This is a genomic window from Halomonas sp. LC1 (genome assembly GCF_030247125.1).
Classification (GTDB): Bacteria; Pseudomonadota; Gammaproteobacteria; order Pseudomonadales; family Halomonadaceae; genus Vreelandella.
In genome coordinates, this window is record NZ_JASSPG010000010.1 from 74,342 (window position 1) to 95,217 (window position 20,876).

General features: G+C 59.9%; 16 protein-coding genes. 9 read left to right on the forward strand and 7 right to left on the reverse strand.

Features of this window, described 5'->3' with window-relative positions; genetic code table 11:
• The first annotated feature begins 296 nt into the window (after positions 1-296).
• The 7 genes from QIT27_RS16030 to QIT27_RS16060 all read left to right on the forward strand — a co-directional run bounded on the left by QIT27_RS16030 (position 297) and on the right by QIT27_RS16060 (position 9,751).
• Complete coding sequence (locus tag QIT27_RS16030) at positions 297-1,832, forward strand: carbohydrate porin (protein ID WP_159341817.1); 1,536 nt, start codon at positions 297-299, stop codon at positions 1,830-1,832.
• Positions 1,833-1,990: 158 nt separating this feature from the next.
• Positions 1,991-4,696 carry an HTH-type transcriptional regulator MalT gene (gene malT / locus QIT27_RS16035; protein WP_253018954.1) on the forward strand — a complete coding sequence of 902 codons (2,706 nt, stop codon included), beginning with the start codon at positions 1,991-1,993 and terminating at the stop codon, positions 4,694-4,696.
• Between the two features lie 147 nt (positions 4,697-4,843).
• Complete coding sequence (locus QIT27_RS16040) at positions 4,844-6,526, forward strand: alpha-amylase family glycosyl hydrolase (protein ID WP_285264373.1); 1,683 nt, start codon at positions 4,844-4,846, stop codon at positions 6,524-6,526.
• Complete coding sequence (gene ugpC / locus QIT27_RS16045) at positions 6,514-7,629, forward strand: sn-glycerol-3-phosphate ABC transporter ATP-binding protein UgpC (protein WP_285264374.1); 1,116 nt, start codon at positions 6,514-6,516, stop codon at positions 7,627-7,629. The genes QIT27_RS16040 and ugpC overlap by 13 nt, the downstream gene beginning before the upstream one ends.
• Positions 7,630-7,743: 114 nt before the next feature.
• On the forward strand, positions 7,744-8,268 hold the full coding sequence (locus QIT27_RS16050; RefSeq protein WP_253018951.1) for a DUF3455 domain-containing protein: 525 nt from the start codon (positions 7,744-7,746) through the stop codon (positions 8,266-8,268).
• Between the two features lie 125 nt (positions 8,269-8,393).
• A complete protein-coding gene (locus QIT27_RS16055; protein WP_285264375.1) occupies positions 8,394-9,017 on the forward strand; it encodes a sigma-70 family RNA polymerase sigma factor in 624 nt (207 codons plus the stop codon).
• The gene (locus QIT27_RS16060; RefSeq protein WP_285264376.1) at positions 9,014-9,751 is read left to right on the forward strand and encodes an anti-sigma factor; all 738 of its coding nucleotides are present in this window, start codon (positions 9,014-9,016) and stop codon (positions 9,749-9,751) included. Before QIT27_RS16055 ends, QIT27_RS16060 begins: the two co-directional genes overlap by 4 nt.
• Before the next feature lie 39 nt (positions 9,752-9,790).
• Here QIT27_RS16060 and trkA read toward each other — a convergent pair whose 3' ends face one another.
• The 7 genes from trkA to malE form a co-directional block, all read right to left on the reverse strand.
• The gene (gene trkA, locus QIT27_RS16065; RefSeq protein ID WP_159341823.1) at positions 9,791-11,164 is read right to left on the reverse strand and encodes a Trk system potassium transporter TrkA; all 1,374 of its coding nucleotides are present in this window, start codon (positions 11,162-11,164) and stop codon (positions 9,791-9,793) included.
• Entirely contained in the window at positions 11,161-11,886 is a 726-nt protein-coding gene (locus QIT27_RS16070) for a response regulator (RefSeq protein WP_285264377.1), read from the reverse strand. The genes trkA and QIT27_RS16070 overlap by 4 nt, the downstream gene beginning before the upstream one ends.
• The gene (locus tag QIT27_RS16075) at positions 11,876-12,967 is read right to left on the reverse strand and encodes a sensor histidine kinase (RefSeq protein ID WP_285264378.1); all 1,092 of its coding nucleotides are present in this window, start codon (positions 12,965-12,967) and stop codon (positions 11,876-11,878) included. The genes QIT27_RS16070 and QIT27_RS16075 overlap by 11 nt, the downstream gene beginning before the upstream one ends.
• A gap of 11 nt (positions 12,968-12,978) precedes the next feature.
• Entirely contained in the window at positions 12,979-14,466 is a 1,488-nt protein-coding gene (locus tag QIT27_RS16080; protein WP_285264379.1) for a TrkH family potassium uptake protein, read from the reverse strand.
• 183 nt (positions 14,467-14,649) lie between these two features.
• The gene (gene malG, locus QIT27_RS16085; RefSeq protein ID WP_285264380.1) at positions 14,650-15,540 is read right to left on the reverse strand and encodes a maltose ABC transporter permease MalG; all 891 of its coding nucleotides are present in this window, start codon (positions 15,538-15,540) and stop codon (positions 14,650-14,652) included.
• 10 nt (positions 15,541-15,550) lie between these two features.
• Positions 15,551-17,110, reverse strand: a complete 1,560-nt coding sequence (malF, locus tag QIT27_RS16090) for a maltose ABC transporter permease MalF (RefSeq protein ID WP_285264381.1) — start codon at positions 17,108-17,110, stop codon at positions 15,551-15,553.
• Between the two features lie 62 nt (positions 17,111-17,172).
• Positions 17,173-18,360 (reverse strand): maltose/maltodextrin ABC transporter substrate-binding protein MalE, encoded by a 1,188-nt coding sequence (malE, locus tag QIT27_RS16095; protein WP_285264382.1) that lies wholly within the window; start codon positions 18,358-18,360, stop codon positions 17,173-17,175.
• 324 nt (positions 18,361-18,684) lie between these two features.
• Here malE and zwf point away from each other — a divergent pair, with 324 nt between their 5' ends.
• Positions 18,685-20,178 carry a glucose-6-phosphate dehydrogenase gene (gene zwf / locus QIT27_RS16100; protein ID WP_159341830.1) on the forward strand — a complete coding sequence of 498 codons (1,494 nt, stop codon included), beginning with the start codon at positions 18,685-18,687 and terminating at the stop codon, positions 20,176-20,178.
• A 1-nt stretch (position 20,179) separates the two neighbouring features.
• Entirely contained in the window at positions 20,180-20,845 is a 666-nt protein-coding gene (gene pgl / locus QIT27_RS16105) for a 6-phosphogluconolactonase (protein WP_285264383.1), read from the forward strand.
• Positions 20,846-20,876 lie beyond the last annotated feature (31 nt).

Sequence of the window (20,876 nt, forward strand, 5' to 3'; positions counted from 1 at the left end):
CATTGGTCGATAATTAGTAAAAGCTTGTTGGTTTACGTGCTCTTAATCGATTAAGTTTCAACTGTCACTCTATCTTCACACAACACGAAAGTTGCTTTGCAACACGTTGGGTCAATCACCTTGTCGCGTTGTTGGGCACAGGCTTCGGCGAGTCGAAGTAACGACACGGGTGGCAGCACTGAAACGCTGGCTTTTTTACACCGGTTTTGGGGCCGGTGATCAAAAAGTAGGGAGCCAAACGGGTTCGGGCGTTCGGGATAAAAAACAATAGGATTTAACACTAGGGTTGAAAAACAATGCATAAAATGACTTTCAAAACACCTTTAGCCATTGCCGTCGCCGCTGCCAGCTTCGGTCTTTGCGGTGCCGCCAATGCTGACATGACCTTGGAAGAGCGCTTTGCCGAGCTGGAAGCACGCATTGCAGCTGCTGAGCAGCGGGCTGAAGCGGCCGAGCGCCGCGCCGAGCTAGCCGAGCAAGGTCGCGGAACCGCGCCTGCATCCAGCGCCCCGGCTGCGGCGACTACCAATGCCGATATCGAAGAGCGCCTGGCCCGCGTCGAACGCCAGGCTAGCGGCGAAGAGGGCTTCTCGTTCAACGTGTATGCTCGCTCTGGTCTGCTGATCGGTGAAGATGGCAAAAGCGCACCGGGCGGCCCGTACCTAACGCCCGCCGGTGGTAATGGCGGCGCGGTGGGGCGTTTGGGTAACGAGCCGGACACCTACTCTGAAGCCATCCTGAACTACCGCATGCAGTTCGATAACGGCGCCAAAGCCCGTTACACCACCATGCTGGCCCATGGCACCAATTCCAGCAACGACTGGGTGGGTGATGACACCAACCTGAACGTGCGTCAGGTGTACGCAGAATTCAGCGACCTGCCGAGCTTCACCGGTGCCTTCGAGAACGCCTCGATTTGGGCCGGTAAACGGTTTGATCGTAATAACTTCGACATTCACTGGCTCGACAGCGATGTAGTCTTCCTCGCCGGTACCGGTGGCGGTGTGTACGACGTGCAGCTGGCGGAGAACTGGAAAACCAACTTCTCGCTCTATGGTCGCAGCTTCAGCGACTACCCGGTCATCAACCGTGAAAACCCCGGTTTGGATGGCGAAAACAGCGATACCGACAACCTGGTCCTGACCTCCAATAACTACTTCGGTAACTGGCAGGTGATGGTCAACGGCATGTCCGCTGCCGATAACGACGAGCGCGATATTGGCGTGGGTCAAACCGCTGCCGATACCGGTTGGCACACCATGGTGGCCTACCACGGTGATAGCTTCTTCGGTATGGGCGACGGTAACTTCAAGGCCGCCGTACTGCACGGCCAAGGCCTGGGTGCCGAGGTGAAAGGCTTGGGTAGCAACGGCGACTTGACCGATGATGCTAGCGCAACACGTCTGGCACTCTACGGTACGACCTACCTCGCTCCGCAGTGGCGTATTGCGCCGGCCATTCTGGCAGAAACCAGCGACGACCGTTTTGCTAGCGGCGACAGCTACGACTGGGCCACTCTGAACGTTCGCCTGGCGAATGAGATTAACCAGAACTTCGAAATGCAGTACGAAGCCAGCTACCAGTGGATGGACTTCGAGCCGCAGGGCTACAGCGGTCGCAATGCGGTGGACGGCGACTACATGAAGTTCACCATCGCCCCGACCTTCAAGCCGGAAGTTGGCGGGTTCTGGAAGCGTCCTGAAATTCGTCTGTTCACCACTTACAGCGACTGGGATGAGAGCCTGAACAGCTACGGTGCCAGCTCTCTGGGCAGCGACGGTTTCACAGGTGGTGAGTTTACCTTCGGTGTCCAGACCGAAGTATGGTTCTAAGGGCGAACCGCTCGCTAGCAAGACTGTTTTGAGCTCATGGAGACATGAGCGACGTTTGCCAATGCTGATTGCCCGCGACTCGTCGCGGGCTTTTTATTGTCCAAATGAGTAGCCTAAGTCATGAGACGAGGACGTTGGTAGACACACAGGAGAGGGCCATGCCGCTGCTACAAGAAAAGCTTACCGCACCGACGTTGCCACTGGGCGTCGTGGCAAGGCCACGCCTCAATGATGCCTTTGCATTGAACGAGCGCGTGCGCCTGCTTCTCGTTCAAGCCCCGTCGGGCTATGGAAAGACCACGCTACTGGCAGAACGCCTACCCGCCCTAGAGCAAGACGCCGCCTGGCTGCGCCTGGACCAGCGCGATAATCAGCCCGAACGCTTTTTGCGCTACTGGCAAGCCGCCATCGATACGCTGTTACGGGAGGATGCGCTGCTGTCGCCTTTGTCCGAGGCGGCGGACTGCGTGGAGCAGCTAGAGCGCTGGCTGGGCGAGCTGCCAAAGCAGCGAGCCGCTTGTCGGCTGGTATTGGATGAGTTCGAACACCTGACGCATCCTGACATTTTGGCCGGACTGGCCCACTGGCTGCGCCATCAACCGCCCTGGCTGACTCTGACCCTGGCAAGTCGCTCTCGGCCTGCGCTGGGCCTTGCCAGTCTGCGGCTGCGCGGCGAACTCGAAGAGATCGATCTAGGCGCCTTGGCCTTCGATAGCGAAGAGGCGCAAACCCTCTGCGCCGAGCAGCTCAGTTTTCCGCCTACTCGGGTGAGCCTGGAGCGGGCGCTGCGCCGAAGCGGCGGCTGGGTGATGGCCCTGAACTGGCTGGTGGAGCGTACGACGACCCGCGCCGGATTCGATGCGCTGGTCGAGCGGCTAAACGGCGGTCATCCCGATTTTGTGGCCTGGTTCGATGAACGGCTGGCCGAGGCGCTGCCCCCTGAAGAGCGTGAACTCCTGCTGCAGCTTGGAGTGCTGGAGCGTTTCTCCCCCGAATTGATGGCGCGCCTGCTAGAGGGCGAGCGGCTTACCCAGCGGCTCGATGCCTTCGAGCAAGCGGGTCTGTTCATCGAGCGGCCCGACCCCCACGCCCAGTGGTACCGCTTTCAACGGCTGTTCGGGGAGTACCTGCGCCACCGTCGCCACGAGCTTAGCCTTGCCACCCAGCGCACCCTGCATCAGCGGGCCAGCCAGGCCTGGTTGGCACTCAACGACCCGATCATGGCACTGCGCCAAGCCATTTTGGCGGAATCGCCCGAGGAGGTGGCTAGTCTACTGGTCGCGCAAGGGCCAGCGCTGTTGGCCAGCGGGGCCTACGCGCTGCTGGCTCAAGGGCTTGGGCTGCTGGGGGAGCCGAAAATCTCGACACGCCCAGAGCTGGCGCTGCTCTACGGCTGGGTCTCCCATGCGCAGTTCCAGTTCGATATCACCGCACGAGTCATCCAATGGATTGAAGCGCAGCTGGAGGCCCCAGAGTGGCAGCGGCTGACTGCCGAGTTTGCCACCCTGCGCGCCCAATTAGCGATCAATCAGGGCAACGCCGAGCGCGCTGCGCCGCTCGCTGAACAGGCGCTGGCCGTGCCCGCCCGCTATTTAGCCTCCACCCCGCTGACCGCGACCGCCATCTTGAGCGAGGCGCGTTTCGTGCTGGGCTATCTGGACGAGTCGCTGCAACGGGTGCGCGAGGTGGAGCGTCTGGCACGCCAGCGAGAGGATCACCAGTTACTGCTGTGGTCATTCTGCCATCAGTCGGAAACGCTGGTGGCCCAGGGGCGCTTGCAGGCCGCTTACGATATTCAAGAGCGCGCTTTTGCCCATCTGGAGCGGGCAGAGCTCGAGCACCTGCCCGTGGCGGAGTTTCTCTACCGGATTCGCAGCCAAGTGCTCTGGGAGTGGCATCGCCTGGATGAAGCCGAGCAGGCCGCACTGAAAGGCATTGCCGTGCTGGATAACCAGGGCGAGCGCTGGACGCTGCAGTGCCACATTCAACTGGCCAAAATTGCCCAGAGCCGTGGCGATCAGGCTCAGTGCGCTGACCATATTCGGCGGCTGCGTAAAATCCTGGCCGAAGGCGATTACCATATCGACTGGGTGGCCAATGCCCACGCCACGCTGCTGGCCTGGTGGCACTCCACGCAAGATCTCGACGCAGTGGAGCGCTGGCGTCAGGAAGCGCCCGCGCCCATCACCGAAGGGGCCACCAACCACTTTGCCCAATGCAACGTACGCAATCACGCTCGGGCGCTTACGCTGCTGGGCCGCTTTGATGAGGCCCGCGCGCTGTTGGAAGCACTCGAAGTCCATACTCAAAGACTTGGGCTGGTCACCGATGCCAACCGCAACCAGCTCTGCCTCGCGGCCGCTGCGTGGGCGGCTGGCCAGGAGGAGCAAGCCCGCCGCCACATGCATCAAGCGCTCAGTTTGGCGTCTCGCACGGCGTTGATAGGCAGCTTTTTGCGCATGGGCAAACCGCTGGGAGATCTGCTGTCGGGCTTATTGACGGACGGCACGCTATCAGCGCTGGAGCAGGCGAGGGCAGAGCGGCTGCTGGCGCTGGCGGGTCAGCAGAAAGACTTTGGAAGCGCCCGACGCTTGATGCTGGACGAAACGGTCATCGCGGATATTGTCGCGAGGCCCGACGTGCCAGAGCTGATCCGCACCTCGCCGCTGACCCGCCGCGAATGGCAAATCCTGGGGTTGATCCACGCCGGGCTCTCCAATGAACAGATTGCCGAACAGCTCTCGGTGGCGCCGACTACCATCAAGACCCATATCCGTAGCCTTTACCAAAAGCAGAACATTCGCCGTCGAGACGAAGCCATTGCGCTGGCAGGGCAGCTCTTGGCGCATATTCAGGGGGAGTGAGGTGCCGTGTGACCACTCCTCCCCACGCCTACGCCTGATGCGCCCAGTGGGGGAGGATTCTATCAAGCGGCGTAGCCTGCATCATGCCGACCATGGGTGATGACTCAACGATTTGAGACACCGTCGGCAATAACAAGGATAAGGACCATGATGCAGACACCTTCTACTTCTCACTACGTTGGCAGCCAAGGAGCCGACTGGTGGCGCGGCGCGGTGATTTACCAAATCTACCCGCGCAGCTTTATGGACAGTCACGGCGACGGCATTGGCGATTTGAAAGGGGTGATCGACAAGCTCGACTACATCGCTTCATTAAACGTCGATGCGATTTGGCTGTCGCCGTTTTTTACCTCGCCGATGAAAGATTTCGGCTACGACATCAGCAACTACCGCGATGTCGACCCCATGTTCGGCACGCTGGAAGACTTCGACCGCCTGGTCGAAGCGGCCCACGCGCGGGGGCTGAAAGTGACGATCGATCAGGTGATGTCCCACACCTCCGACCAGCACGCGTGGTTCGAAGAGAGCCGCCAAAGCCGCGACAACCCCAAAGCCGACTGGTACGTATGGGCCGACCCCAAACCCGACGGCGCGCCGCCCACCAACTGGCAGTCGGTATTCGGCGGCAGCGCCTGGCAGTGGGATACCCGCCGCTGCCAGTACTACCTGCATAACTTCTTGGCCAGCCAGCCGGATCTTAACTTCCGCACCCCTGCGGTGGTCGACGCCATGCTGGAAGAGGTGCGCTTCTGGTTGGAGCGTGGCGTGGATGGCTTCCGGCTGGATGCGGTGAACTTCTGCACCCACGGCGAGTTAAAAGACAACCCGCCGCGCCAGGAAGTTACCGAGAGCTTCCTGGGCGTTCGCCCCGACAACCCCTACGGCTATCAGCTCCACCAATACGACAAAACCCAGCCGGAAAATCTGGTGTTTCTGGAGCGGCTGCGGGCGCTGCTGGATGAGTACCCCGGCACCACAAGCGTAGGTGAAGTGGGCGACGACGATGCGCTCGGCGTGATGGCGGAGTACTCCCAGGGCGGCAAGCGCCTGCACATGTGCTACTCGTTCAACTTGCTGACCGATAAAGCCGACCCTGGCTACTTGCACGAAACGCTCACCGAAATGGAAGCGCGCATTGGCGATGGCTGGCCCTGCTGGGCGCTGGGAAACCACGACGTAACGCGGCTGGCAACCCGCTGGCAGGCGGAAGGGCAGCTCGATAAGCTGCGCCTCTATTTGGTGTTTCTGTTCAGCCAGCGGGGCAGCGTATGCCTCTATCAGGGCGAAGAGCTGGGCCTGCCCGAGGCGGAGCTGACCTTCGAGCAGCTCGTCGATCCGGCGGGCATCACCTTCTGGCCTGCTTATAAAGGTCGCGATGGCTGCCGCACCCCGCACCCCTGGCAGGCGGACGCCCGCCATGCGGGCTTTAGCAGCGCTACTCCCTGGCTGCCGGTGCCCGATTCCCACGCAAGTTTGGCGGTGGACCAGCAAGAGCAGGATGCCGATTCGCTGCTCAATGCCTACCGAGCTTTTTTAGCCTTCCGCCGCACGCAGCCTGCGCTGGTTAAAGGCGACGTGCGCTATCACCCGGTACGCGACGAGGTGCTTTGCTTGGAGCGCACCTATCAGCAAACACGCCTGCTGGTGGCCCTGAACTTTAGCGATCAAACCGTGACCCGCCCGGCTCCCGAGGGTGCTGAAGCATTGAAGGATGCGCCTAAGTGGCTAAACGGCGAGTGGCAGGCAGGTACGCTGACGCTGCCGCCGTTTGGGGTGGCGATTGCCCGCTGCCCGCAAGCACAGGAGGAGGATGCGCCATGGGACGTTTAACCCTCAGCGGCATCGGTAAATCCTTCGATGGTGTCGAAATCTCACGAGATATCGACCTCACCATCGAAGACGGCGAGTTCGTCGTTTTCGTAGGCCCCTCCGGCTGCGGTAAATCCACGCTGCTACGCATGATTGCAGGCTTGGAAGACATTACCGCAGGGGATATGCAGCTCGATGGTCAGCGGATCAACGAGATACCGCCCCAGGAGCGGGACATCGGCATGGTGTTCCAATCCTACGCGCTCTATCCGCACATGAGCGTGGCCGAGAACATGGCGTTTGGCTTGAAGCTGGCGCGCACCGACAAAGCGGAAATTCGTCGCCGCGTGGAGCACGCTGCCGAGATGCTGCACCTCACAGAGCTTCTGGAGCGCAAGCCCAAAGACCTCTCCGGCGGCCAGCGCCAGCGAGTCGCTATTGGCCGCACCCTGGTCAAAGAGCCCGCAGTGTTTCTGTTCGACGAGCCGCTCTCCAATCTGGATGCCGCGCTGCGCGTGGATATGCGGGTACAGATCGCCGCGTTGCACAAGCGCTTAAACGCCACCATGATCTACGTCACCCATGATCAGGTAGAGGCGATGACCCTGGCGGATCGTATCGTGCTGCTCTCGAAAGGGCGTATTGCCCAGGTGGGCGCGCCGCTATCGCTGTATCACTTTCCCAATATCCTTGAAGTGGCGGAGTTTATCGGTTCGCCGCGTATCAATACGTTGCCGGTGACGGTGGTCGACCCCGGCGAGCGCCAAACCGTGGTGCGCCTGCACAGCGGTGAAACGCTGGCGGTGGCGGTAAATGGCCAGCAGCTTCAGGCCGGTGAACACGCCACGTTGGGGCTGCGGGCCGAAGACTTCGTGGCGGCTGAGCAAGCGGATGCAGCCCTGAGCGCGACCCTGATGGTGGCCGAAAAACTGGGCTATGAAACCCTCGCTCACTGGCAGGTGGCGGGTATCGATACCCCTTTGACCCAGCGCCTGGATGGCCTGACACGGCTGGAAGAGGGGCAGGTCTCGCGCTTGGGAATCGCTGGTCAGCGCTGCCACCTGTTTGATGCCAACGGCAATGCCTGCCCGCGCCAAGTCACGGTGGATGGGGTGAGCCGATAGTTTTTTAAAGAATTAAACTTTTTTAAAAAAGAGTGCATCCAATCGGTCTCCTTGTGTGTATCCCCTATACAGCCGCTATTTAAAGCGGTTGATACAAAACCCAAGGAGACTGAAATGACCATCCAACATATGACGCGTGCTACTCTCGCCGCTACCTTGATTGCATCCTTCAGTCACGTCGCGCTGGCTGACATGACGCCCGCCGAAGTCCAAGTACCGGACGGCAACACCGTCGCTCTCGAAACCGTGGGCGTTGGCGCTATTACCTACATGTGTGAAGCCAAAGAAGACGGCACCATGGGCTGGGTATTTAAAGGCCCGCACGCTGCGCTGAACGATAGCGAAGGCACCCAGGTAGGCAGCTACTATGGCCCGCCCGCCACTTGGGAAGCCCTGGATGGTTCTAAAATTACCGGCACCCAGCTAGCCGTGGCGCCGAATGGCGATGGCAACATTCCGCTGCAGCTTGTTGAAGCCAACCCAGCTGAAGGCGAAGGCGCCATGAGCGGCGTGAGCTACATCCAGCGCCTGAACACCCAAGGCGGCGTTGCCCCTGACGTTGCCTGTGATGAGGGCCACGAGGGCGCCACTGCCGTCGTGACGTATCAAGCCGACTACATCTTCTGGACCGCTAACTAAGCGCTCAAACACTGACTAAACTTTATTAAGTTCAGTAAGGCTAGGGACTCGTATCCAGGCTCCCTAGCCGCTATGCTTCTGGCAGTGCGACGACCGATGCCGGCGCGTTACCAGGGAGCGAAGATGTGTCTGAACGTGATATGTCTGAAACAGGTAAGGCTAACACCATTAGTACCGAGAACGGCCACGTAAGGCCCGCTCAAGAATTCGATTACGCTGATGCGCTCGCCCGCTGTGCCCGGGGAGAGCACGCAGCGCTACAACAGCTTTATCAACAGGAAGGTGCCAAGCTGCTGGGCGTTGTTTTGCGCATAGTGAAAGACCGAGGCATGGCGGAAGATATCGTTCACGATGCCTGCCTGAACATTTGGCAGCGCGCGGACAGCTTCGACCCGCAAAAAGGCGCGGCCCGTACCTGGATCTTCAGCATTGCCCGCCACTTGGCGCTGAATGCCATTCGTGGCCGTGACCGCGAAGTGAGTGTCGACCTGGATGACCCCCACGAACTCGATGACGACGACACCTTCCAACAGGCGTCGCGGGTGACGGACGCCTTCGATTGGCAAACCGGCCAACGGATGGACGAGTGCCTGCAGCAGTTGGAAACCGAACGCCGTAACTGCGTGCTGCATGCCTATGTGGATGGTTTGTCCCATGCAGAGATTGCGGCGCACACGGGCGCGCCGCTAGGTACGGTCAAAGCCTGGATCAAGCGCAGCCTGCTTCGCTTACGGGAGTGTATGGCATGAGCCCTTCGAACGAACCCGATGACCTTCATGCCCTGGCCGGGGAGTACGTGCTAGGCACGCTGCCCATGGCCGAGCGTGAAGCCTTTGAGGCGCGTTTAGCCAACGACCCTGAATTGCAAAAAGCAGTGACGGCTTGGGAAGAGCGTTTCTTTCCCTATACCGCGATGGTGGACCCGGTCACGCCCTCCGATTATCTCTGGCCGCGTATCGAGCGCAGCCTAAACGCATCGGCCACCCGAGTACCACAAACGGTCTCCCGGCGTGCGCCGCACGCTCATATGCCGCGTAGCCGTTGGTGGCACAGCCTGCCGGTTTGGCGCGGAATCGCTGGGGCGGGATTAGCGGCTGCGCTGGCCATGGGGGTGTTGCTGACCAACGTCACGACCGCTCCCGCAACGCCAGAGTACATGGTGGTGCTGCTCGCGCCGCAAACTCAGTCGGCGGGGTGGGTGGTGCAGGCCGCGAATCGCCAAGAGATTCAGTTGATTCCTTTGGGCACGTTTGAGGTGCCCGAGGGCAAAGCGCTCGAGTTCTGGACCAAGGCCGATGATTGGCAAGCGCCTGTCTCGCTGGGGCTTGTAGAGCCGGGGCAACCGCTGCGCCTGCGGTTGGATCAGCTGCCACCGCTTGAGGATAACCAGCTATTCGAGCTGACGCTGGAAGATGATTCTGGCTCGCCCACCGGGCTGCCCACCGGCCCGATTGAGTTCATTGGCCGCGCGGTCGAAATCTAACGTCGCCACCCTGGTGGCGATGCTCATTGTCCGCCGCTGTTAAAAGAAGCTCAACCCGACTTGGAACAGGCGCTCCACGTCGCGAATGCGTCGTTTGTCGATCACGAACAGAATCACATGGTCGCCGCTCTCCACCCGCACGTCACCATGGGCGATGAGCACTTCTTTACCGCGTACGATGGCACCAATGGTGGTGCCATCGGGTAGGTCGATCTCGCGGATCGTGCGGCCCACCACTTTCGACGACTGTTTATCGCCGTGGGCAATGGCCTCGATGGCCTCCGCCGCGCCCCGGCGCAGGGAGTGTACGTTGACGATATCGCCCCGGCGCACGTGGGTCAGCAGGCTGCCGATGGTGGCCTGCTGAGGGGAAATAGCAATGTCGATATCGCCGCCCTGCACCAAATCCACGTAGGCGGCGTTGTTGATCAGTGTGAGCACCTTCTTCGCCCCCAACCGCTTGGCCAGTAGCGACGACATGATGTTCACCTCGTCGTCGTTGGTCAGCGCGCAGAAGATATCGCAGTCTTCGATATTCTCCTCTTCCAGCAGCCGTTTGCTGGTGGCGCTGCCGTGGAGCACTACGGTGCGATCCAGCCGCTCGGAGAGCGTGGTGCAGCGCTCCAGGCTGTGCTCGATGATCTTGACCTGATGGCTGTGCTCTAAGTGCTCCGCCAGCCGCTCGCCGATATTGCCGCCCCCGGCAATCACCACGCGGCGGAAGTCCCGCTCCACCTTACGCAGCTCGCTCATTACGGCGCGAATATCCCGGCGGGCGGCCAAAAAGAACACCTCGTCGTCAGCTTCAATCACCGTGTCGCCCCGGGGAATGATCGGCCGGTTGCGGCGATAAATGGCCGCCACACGGGTCTCCACGTTGGGCATATGCTTGCCCAAAAAGGCCAGATCCTGGCCCACCAGCGGGCCGCCGTAGAAGGCTTTCACCGCCACCAACTGCACTAACCCTCCGGCAAACTCCAGCACCTGCAGCGCGCCGGGGTGTTCGATCAAGCGGCGCACGTGATCGGTGACCACCTGCTCGGGGCTGATCAGCACGTCGATGGGAATCGCTTCATGGGCGAACAGTCCTTTACGAGTGAGGTAGGCGGTGGAGCGCACCCGGGCAATTTTGGTGGGCGTGCGAAACAGCGTATGGGCCACCTGGCAGGCGATCATATTGATCTCGTCGGTGTTGGTCACCGCGATCAGCATGTCGGCGTCTTCGCAGCCCGCTTGGCGCAGCACGATGGGGTAGGAGCCCGCGCCGGTCACCGTGCGGATATCCAGCTTGGTGTGCAGTTCGCGCAGTTTTGCGCCGTCGGTGTCGACGACGGTGATGTCGTTCTCCTCGCGGGCGAGGTGTTCGGCCAGCGTTGCGCCCACTTGGCCTGCGCCTAGAATAATAATTTTCATTGGTTGGATTCCTCACGGTCGAACTCGACACAGAAGCGGTAACCGATACCAGGCTCCGTCTGTAACAAGCTAGGGGCCTGCGGATCATCCCCTAGCTTTTGGCGTAACTTGCTGACTACGATGCGTAAATAGTGGGTGTCTTCCTGATGCGTAGGGCCCCAAATGGCTTTCAGCAGGTGGGTTTGCGTCACGATGCGGCCTGCCCGACTGATCAGTAGTGCCAGCACGGCAAACTCTTTGGGCGTCAAATGTATTGTCTCGCCGCTCAAGGTCACCAAGTGGGCGTCGATGTCCAGCGTCAGGGCACCATACTGGTAGCGAGATGGCTCAGTTGCAGTGGGATAGTGGCGCAGCACGGCCCGAATACGGGCCAACAGCTCCTGAATGCCAAAGGGCTTGGTGACATAGTCATTGGCGCCGCTATCCAGCGCGGTGACTTTCTCGGACTCCTGGCCACGCACCGACACGATAATGATCGGTAGCGCGCTTTGCTGGCGCAGAGCACGAAGCACTTGCTGACCATCCATGTCGGGCAAGCCAAGGTCCAGTAGAACGACATCGATCGCTTCGGCGCCTACCGCTTCGTCCACCGTCCGAATCGCCTGTTGCCCGGTGCTGGCCTCACTAATCAGAAATCCTTGTGAGACAAGGCTAATGCGCAAGAACTGACGGATAGCGGGCTCATCGTCGACGATGAGAATGCGAGCAGGCTTAGTCCTCATGGTGAGGCTCCTGCGACGTCGTCGGCAAGGGCAGCGTCATGATGATACTCGTGCCGTGGCCGTCAAGGCCATCGGTGGCCGTTACGGTTCCGCCGTGAGCGCCCAGCATTCCGCGGCAAATGGCGAGACCGAGGCCAGTGCCGTGCAAACTGCGGTCGCCGTCGTTGCCGGTGAAGAACATCTCAAACACCTGCTCACGTAAGTCGCGTGGGATGCCCGGGCCCGCATCGCTCACGGTGAGCGTCATCCTGGAGGCCGTTTTATCGATGGCGGCCGAAATGGTGATCTGGCCGCCAGCCGGAGAGAAGCGGGCGGCATTTTCCAAGACATTGACGAGCGCCTGCTCCACCAACGCGGGGTGAACATGTAGCAGTGGCAGCTCGCTGTCCCATACCTGCTGCACGTTGAACGGAGTCAACGACCCTGCTAAGCGTTTACGGGCTGAGGCCACCAAGTCGTCGACGCTGATCCAGTCTCGTTGGATGGCAAGCTCACCGTGCCCCAGCCGCGTCATGTCCAACAGGTTTTGAATGTAGCGATTCAAGCGCTCACTCTCGTTCAAGATACCGTCTAGCAGCTCGAAACGATCCTGTGAGGTCAGTTGAGGGTCGAGCGCGCGCAGGGAGCTGGCGGAGCCTATGATCGACGCCAGCGGCGTGCGTAGATCATGAGAAACGGACGCGAGCAGCGCAGAGCGCAGCCGCTCCTGCTCCTCTGACAGCCGCGATGCGTTGAGAGCCAGCATACGTTCGCGGCTTACCCCAGTAATGTTGCCGACCACCAGCGCCACGATCAAAAAGAACAGCAGCGTGACTAGCTGTTCGCGCTCGGCAACCGCTAAGGAGAAGTAGGGCTCGGTAAAGCCCACGTTGAAAATGACGAAGTTCAACAGCGCGCTGATAAAAGCGGCATAGCTGCCGGCCAAGACGGCGCAGGCCAGCACTGCCGTCAAGAAAATCAGCGATAGGTTGGCTAGCGCGAGCCAGGCGAATAGCCACCAAGCGGCCAGCAGTGCCGCGAGGCTGGTGCCCACCACCAGCGCCCACTCTTGTCGGGTAGGCAGGCGTCGTGATGCCGTCATGATCGAGCCCCTCAACGCCGCCAGAACATCGGCGTCATCAATACGACCACGGTCAAAATCTCCAAGCGACCCATCAACATGCCGATGCACAGCAGCCACTTGGCGGCATCCGGCAGCGGGGCGAAGTTGCCGGCGGGGCCAATGATGTCGCCGAGGCCCGGGCCCACGTTGGCCACTGCCGTGGCGGCCCCTGTGAGCGCCGTGACAAGATCTAGACCCAACGCGGCGAGCCCTAACGCCAGCACCGCAATGGTGATGAAAAAGAAGAAGGAGAATGCGACCACGCTGCGCGAAATGTCGCTGGTCACCGGCTGTTGATTGAAGCGGTTGGTGAACACGCCGTTGGCGTGAATCAAATAGCGCAGCTGGTTACGCAGCATCAGCATGGCAATCTGGAAGCGAAAGATCTTCATGCCGCCACTGGTGGAGCCGCTACAGCCGCCCACGAACGTCAGGTAAAAGAAGGCGGCAATGGGCAGCGAGCCCCACAGGGTGTAATCATCGGAGGCGTACCCGGTGGTGGTGACCACGGAAATGACGTTGAAGGTCACATGGGTCAGCGAGACGAACCAGTCGTCGCCTTGTACGACTCGCCACGCGCTCAGTATTACGATGGCAGCCAGCAGCAGTTTGAGCAGCCCGCGCACCTGCTGATCTTTCCAAAGCGCGCTCTTCGAAGAGCGAATGAAGCGAATGTACAGCACGAAGGGGAGCGCGCCGCTGAGCATGAAAAAGCTCGCCATCCAGAGTAGCCAGGGCTGCTCGGCATACGCTCCAAACGACGCGTCGGAGTTGGCAAAGCCGCCTGTCGCCAGGGACGTCATGCCGTGAACGATGGCATCCAGCGGGAGCATGCCTCCCAGCCAATAGCTCAGCATGGCCGCGAGCGTCAAAATCACGTAAACGGCAAGGGTGGCTTTGGCAATGCCGCCCGTGCGTGGCATGACCTTATCGGACCAGTCGGACGACTCGGTGTGGAACAGCCGCATCCCACCCACTTTCAGAAACGGCAAAATGGCGATGCCCATGACGATGATGCCGATCCCGCCCATCCACTGCATCAAGCCGCGCCACAGTTTCAAGCCGTCCGAGAGGTTTTCGATGCCCACCAAGACGGTAGATCCGGTGGTGGTGATCGCCGATACCGATTCGAACACGGCGTTGGTAAAGCTGAGCTGGGGAGCGCCTAGAATCAGCGGCAGGCTGGCAAAGCAGCTAATGCTGGTCCAACTACCGGCGGTCAAAATGAACATCTGCCAGGGTTTGAGCTCTAGCGGCACGCCACGGGTAAGCGCCCAGGTAAGGAAGGTCGCGCTGAGAATGATCATTAGCGAGACGGCAAACGCCGGGGCGTCGGGATCGTTTTCGATGACCAGTACGATCAGGGGCAGCGTCATGAACATGGCCAGCACGAGCCATAGTACCGACATGATTTTGAAAATGGGCGCCCAGTTTCGGTAAGTCGTTTGGTAGTAACGCGCGCTAGGGAACGTGGCCATAAGTCCGCTCTGTGTGGGTCCGCTCTAGAATGCCCTAAGGCTAATAAGGCTATCTCATCATGCCGATAAAAAAATGTCCGTAAAATTTCCCTAAAAATTACCCAGGCAATAAAAGACCGGCGCTGTGGGGCGCCGGTCACGAGCAACATGCTCAAGCGAGGAAACAGCCTAGTAAGTACCTGCTTATCCCTTCACGCCCCCGGCGGTTAAACCACCGATGATCCAACGTTGGCAGATCAGAAACGCGACGGTGATGGGCAGGCCGGAGAGCACGGCGGCAGCGGCGAAGTTACCCCAGCGTTGGTTATGATCGGCGAGGTATTGCTGAGCACCCACGGCGAGTGTCAGCTTGTGCTCGTCCACCAACAGTACCGAGGCCATGGGGTACTCCATAATGCTCATCACAAATGCCAGGATGAATACCACCATCAAGATCGGCACGGAAAGTGGCAGCAAAATATAGCGAAACGCCTGCCAAGTGCTGGCGCCATCGACCATGGCGGCCTCTTCCAGCGAACCGTCGATGGATTCGAAATAGCCTTTGATCGTCCAGATATGTAGCGCTACCGCGCCCAGCGAAGCCACGATCAGTGCGCCGTGGGTATTGATGCCTAGCCAGCCGACGAACTGCCCCAGCCGGTCAAAGAGCGCATAGAGCGCCACCAGCGACAGCACTGCGGGGAACATCTGAAAAATCAGCATGCCTTTTAACAGCGGCTCCTTGCCTTTGAAGCGCATGCGGGCAAACGCGTAGGCGCTGGTGGTGGCGAGCATCAGAATCAGCACCGATGACACCACGGCCACCTTGATGGAGTTCCACAGCCACAGCAGCACGGGGAAGGGGGGCTGGACAACGGTGCCGTCGGCGTGCTCCCAGGGAATCCCCAGCGCCAGCGACCAGTGTTCCAGCGAGAAGTTTTCAGGAATCAGGCTGCCGGTGGCAAAGTTGCCTTCCCGAAACGAGATCGAGATCACCAGCAGCAGCGGAAAGACGATCAGCGATACGAAGCAGATCAGCGCCAAGTGAGCACCTAAACGGCGCGCGCCAACGGAGCGGGGTTGAACCATGGGCATCAGTAACCTCCTAAACCTTCACTTTGGAAAGGCGCAAATTGAGCAGCGACATGCCTGCCACCAGCAGGAAAATCAGCGTGGCAATGGCCGCCGCGAGGCCAAAGTTCTGTCCCGCATCCTGAAAGGCGATGCGGTAGGTGTAGCTCACCAGCAGGTCGGTGGTGCCCGCTGGGGTGCTGGCTCCCAAAATATCGGGGCTGCCGCCGGTGAGCAGCGCGATCAGCACGAAGTTATTAAAGTTGAACGCAAAGGCGGCAATCAGCAGCGGCGTGAGCGGCTTGATGATCAGCGGCAGGGTGATTTTGAACAGGTTGGTGAGCGGTCCTCCGCCGTCTACTGCCGAGGCTTCGTATAAATCCTGGGGAATGGCCTGAATCAAACCCATGCAGAGCAGCAGCATGTAGGGGTAGCCTAACCAGGTATTCACAATCAGCAGCATGCTGCGGGCAAGCCATGGGTCGGTAAACCACTCGGGGCGCACGCCAAACAAAGTGTCCAGAATCATGTTCACTTCACCAAAGTGCTGGTTGAACATGCCTTTAAAAATCAGAATCGAAATAAACGCTGGCACCGCATAGGGCAAAATCAGCAGCGTGCGATAAACGGCCTTGCCCTTGAGCTGGTCCCACTGCAGCAGCGAGGCCAGTACGAACCCGACGGCCAGGGTAAACACCACGGTGAGGGCGGCAAACACGAAGGTCCATACGAAGATCTGCATGAACGGGCCGCGAATGTCCGGGTCCGTGAAAATCTGAGTGTAGTTGGCCATGCCGACGTTGACCGGCCAGCCGGGGGTAATTTGCTCGCCGTCGTCAGCCACGAAAAAGCCAATGCTGGGGTCGGGCGTGAGTAGCCGCTCATCGCGACGGTCATACAGCGCGCCATCCTCGCGGGCCTCGTAGCGGTTCACCATCGGCGCAAACTGGCGCAAGCCCGCCATACGCAGTTCGCTGCCATCGGGCGTGACTAGCCGCAAACCTTGCAGAGCATCCCGCGCTTGAATGATGTCGCGCATCCCTAGCGCTGCCTGTGCAGGCGGGGCATCGGTGGCCTGCACGCCAATTTGGCGATTTTCCTGATTCGAAAAATTGAGCGGTGACGACACGAACCGCTGGCCCTGAGGGCTTTCCAAATAGAGCCGTACCAAATCACCCTCTGGGTAGAGCGCCAGATCAAAGGCGTTGCCTTCCGCTTGATAGGTTTGGCTCATGAGCTGGTCGCGTACCCGCTCTTCTGAGAGCAGGTTGGTAGAGCTGTAGTTACTAAAACTGATCCCGATGGTGTACAACAGAGGGAAAATGACGAACACGCCAAGTCCGGCAATCGCAGGAAAGATATAGCGATGGCTCATCAGCGTGCGTTTGGTGAAGACCACGCCCAGCGAGCCGCCAAGTACCAAGAACAGCAGGGCAAACATCCACTGGCCGTTGAGATGAAACGCCAGCACCAGCCACAGTAGTGCGACGACCAGCACGGCAATGACGCCGCGCATGGCCCAGCGGGTATAGCGTTCGGTAAGATGGCGAGAGCGGTGGCGGGGCAGGCCACGAGACGCGTTGGTGGTGTACATGATGGAGTCCTGAAAGCTGCCCGGCAGCAGGTGCTACCGGGCAGTAGAGGCTAAAACGGAGGCTACTGGTGCATACGGCGCGCAGCGGCATCCAGCGCTTCTTGGGGCGATTGGCGACCGCTGCCAATGTTCTGCAGCGCAGGCTCCATGGCGGCCCAGAAGGCACCCATTTCAGGAATGTTGGGCATCGGCATGCCCACTTCGGCGTTCTCAAGTGTGGCGGCAATGTTAGGGTTGCCCGCCAGCTCGGCTTGATAGTCGATATGGGCAACGGCTCCCAGCGAACCGTCGTTGTTGAACGTCCGCATTCCCTCTTCGCTGAGCAGGTAGTTCTCCAGGAACTCCACCGCTAGGAAGTCGTTGGGTGTGGCAGAGTTGATCATCGCGGTCATTACGCCGAACATCGGCTTGGCTCGCTCATCACCCACTTTGGGCAGCAGGGCGACACCATAATCGATACCGCTGCGCTCCAGGTTAGGCCATGCCCAAGGGCCGCTGATCATGGTGGCTACTTCGCCTTGGTTAAAGCGCGTATCCATCAGGTTGTAGTCCGTGCCACGGGGGAGTACATCGCTTTCGATCAGTTCGACCAGTAGCTCAGCCCCTTGCAAGGCACCCTCGTTATTGACGCCGATGTCGCTGACGTCATAACCGCTGTCGGTCTGTTTGAACGGATAGCCGCCGTTGGCTGCCAGCAGCGTCCAGCCGTAGTAGGGTTCGCTGTAATCGAACAGGATGGCTTTCTTGCCTTCCTGGGAGAGCGTGGCGTCCAGCTCCATGAGCTCGGCAAAGCTCTCGGGCGGCGTTTCCACCAGTGCTTTGTTGTAAATCAGACCCAGCGATTCCACCGAGATGGGGTAACCGTAGGTCTCGCCATTCCACAGCGCCGCTTCCCAGGTGAAGTCGTAAAACGCGTCGCGGAAGCTGTCGCTGGGAGCGATCGGTTTGAGCAGGCCGCTTTGTGCCCACTCACCCATGCGGTCATGGGCCCAGATGACGATATCCGGCCCTTGGCCGCTGCCTGCCGCCTGCTGGAAACGGTCGGTCAGGTTGTCGGGAAACACGACTTCCACTTCGATGCCGGTATCTTCCAGGAACTGGTCAGCGACAGCGCGGATGCCTTCCTGGCCTTTGTTATCGCCCATCCAGATGGTCAAGCGGTCATCCTCAAAGGCGAAGGCGGGGAGTGTGGCGGTGGCCGCTAGCGTAGCGGCGAGCAGCGGCGTGAAAAATGGACGAACCATTGCCATGATGTGCATACCTCGTTGTGACGTTGTTGTTGTCGTGCGCGTTCTCACATGACGCGCTTTGTTCACGGTCAGCGTCGCTAATTACGCACAAGGCCACCTCCTCCTTGGGGGGAGGAGGGGTGGCGTATCCGAGGGGCGTAGAGTAAAGGTAGAAGCTTAGGCGGTCAGGGCGCGACATCGTCGCTGTAAAACGCACCGGAAAGGGCAGCAGGCGACAATATTTTGTAGTAAAATTACACGAATTATTGCGTATAATGCCTCACATCAGATAGATTTTAGGTAATCTAACTACATTAGATGACCTAATTATAAATAGGAGCTGAGATGAGCCAGTCACATGCCCCGCTGGGCGATCCGAATCACGCTATTGATTTAGCGCTTTTTGGGGCGCTTGGCGACCTTGCCATGCGCAAGCTGTTTCCTGCACTGTATCATCTTGACCGCGAAGGCTTGATGCCCGAAAGCACGCGGATCATGGGGCTGGCGCGTCAGGAGCACGACACTGCCGCGTTCCGTCAGCTAGTCAGCGGCGCGCTGCAAAAGCGCCTGAAAAAAGACGAGCAGGATAAAGAGAGCCTGGAGCGGTTCCTGAACCGCTTAGAGTATCTCAAGCTCGACTTTGCCAACGCTGAGGGCTATGACGCCATTCGCCAGTGGCGCGAGGGCAGCAAGCGCCCGATGGTGGTCTATCTCTCCGTGGCGGCACGCATCTATGGCGACATTTGCCGCAATCTGCAGGCCAGCAACAGTCTCGATGACGATACCCGCGTCGTAGTAGAAAAGCCGATTGGCTATGACCTAGCCTCTTCCGAGGAGATCAACGACGCCATTGGTGCCGTGTTCCCCGAGTCGCGTATTTACCGCATCGACCACTACCTGGGCAAAGAGACGGTTCAAAACCTGATCGCCCTGCGCTTTGCCAACCCGCTGTTTGGCACCCAGTGGAACCAGAACCATATCTCCCACGTCGAGATCACCGTTGCCGAAAAAGTCGGTATCGAAGGGCGCTGGGGCTACTTTGACGATGCGGGGCAGCTGCGGGATATGGTGCAGAACCACCTTCTACAGCTGCTGTGCCTGATCGCCATGGATCCGCCCTCGAACCTGGATGCCGATGCCATCCGCGATGAGAAGGTGAAGGTGCTCAAGGCATTGAAACCGTTTACCGGCGAATCGCTGGGACGTGACGTCGTGCGTGGCCAGTACATCGCGGGCACCAGCGACGGCCAATCCGTGCCGGGCTACCTGGAAGAAGAGGGGGCCAATACCCAGAGCCAGACCGAAACCTTCGTGGCCATGAAAACCGAAGTGGCCAACTGGCGCTGGGCGGGCGTGCCGTTCTACCTGCGCACCGGTAAACGGATGCCGGAGAAACTCTCGCAAATCGTCATTCACTTCCGCCAGCAGCCGCACTACATCTTCGACCCGGACCAGCGTGGCATCGCCTCTAACAAGCTGATCATTCGCCTGCAGCCGGAAGAGGGCATTGCCCTTCAGGTGCTCACTAAAGATAGCGGCCTGGATAAAGGCATGCGCCTACGCCCTGGCCCGCTGCACCTGGATTTCAACAGCGCCTTCCCGAAATCGCGTATTCCCGATGCCTACGAGCGCCTGCTGCTGGAAGTCATGAAAGGCCAGCAGTACCTGTTCGTTCGCCGTGATGAAGTAGAGCACGCGTGGCGCTGGTGCGACCAGCTCATCAATGGCTGGAAGTCACGCGAAACGCCGCCGCGCCGCTACCCAGCTGGCTCTTGGGGGCCGGTCGCCTCCATTGCCATGATTACCCAGGATGGCCGCAGCTGGTACGAGGATTATTAACATGAGTGAAGCACGTCAAGCGCTAGCCGAGCAGCTAGCGGAAGCCGTCTATCAGGCGCTAGCCGACGATCTTTCCCACCAGAAGCGTGCGCTGCTGGTAGTCTCCGGTGGCTCAACGCCCGTGCCGTTTTTCAAAGCGCTGGCGCAAAAGCCGCTAGAGTGGGCGCGGGTCGATATCACCCTGGCCGACGAGCGCTGGGTCGACGAGCAAAGCAGTGACAGCAATGCCAAGCTGGTGCGCGACAACCTGCTGCAAGGCCCAGCGGCGGCGGCTAACTTCGTGCCGCTCACCTCGGACGCTGGCACCCCGGAAGAGGGCGTGGCAGCGGTGGCAGAAGCGACCGCCGGGCTTGCTTGGCCCGCGAGCGTGGTGATTTTAGGCATGGGCGGCGATGGCCATACGGCCTCGCTGTTCCCCGATAGCCAAGAGCTGGACCTAGCGCTTTCTACTGATGAGCCGCTAGTGGCCGTGCGTACCCCCAGCCAGCCGCAGCCGCGCATTACCTTCTCGGCGGACCGCCTGCATCAGGCGAAGCGCCACATTCTACATATTACCGGTGACGATAAGCGTGCCGTATTGGCGAATGCCATAAATGGTGACGATGTTCGTACACTGCCCATCCGCGCGTTCTTATCTTGCCCGCTGGCGATCTACTGGGCGCCCTAACGCTACACTTTCGCCAATAACAATTTGCTTG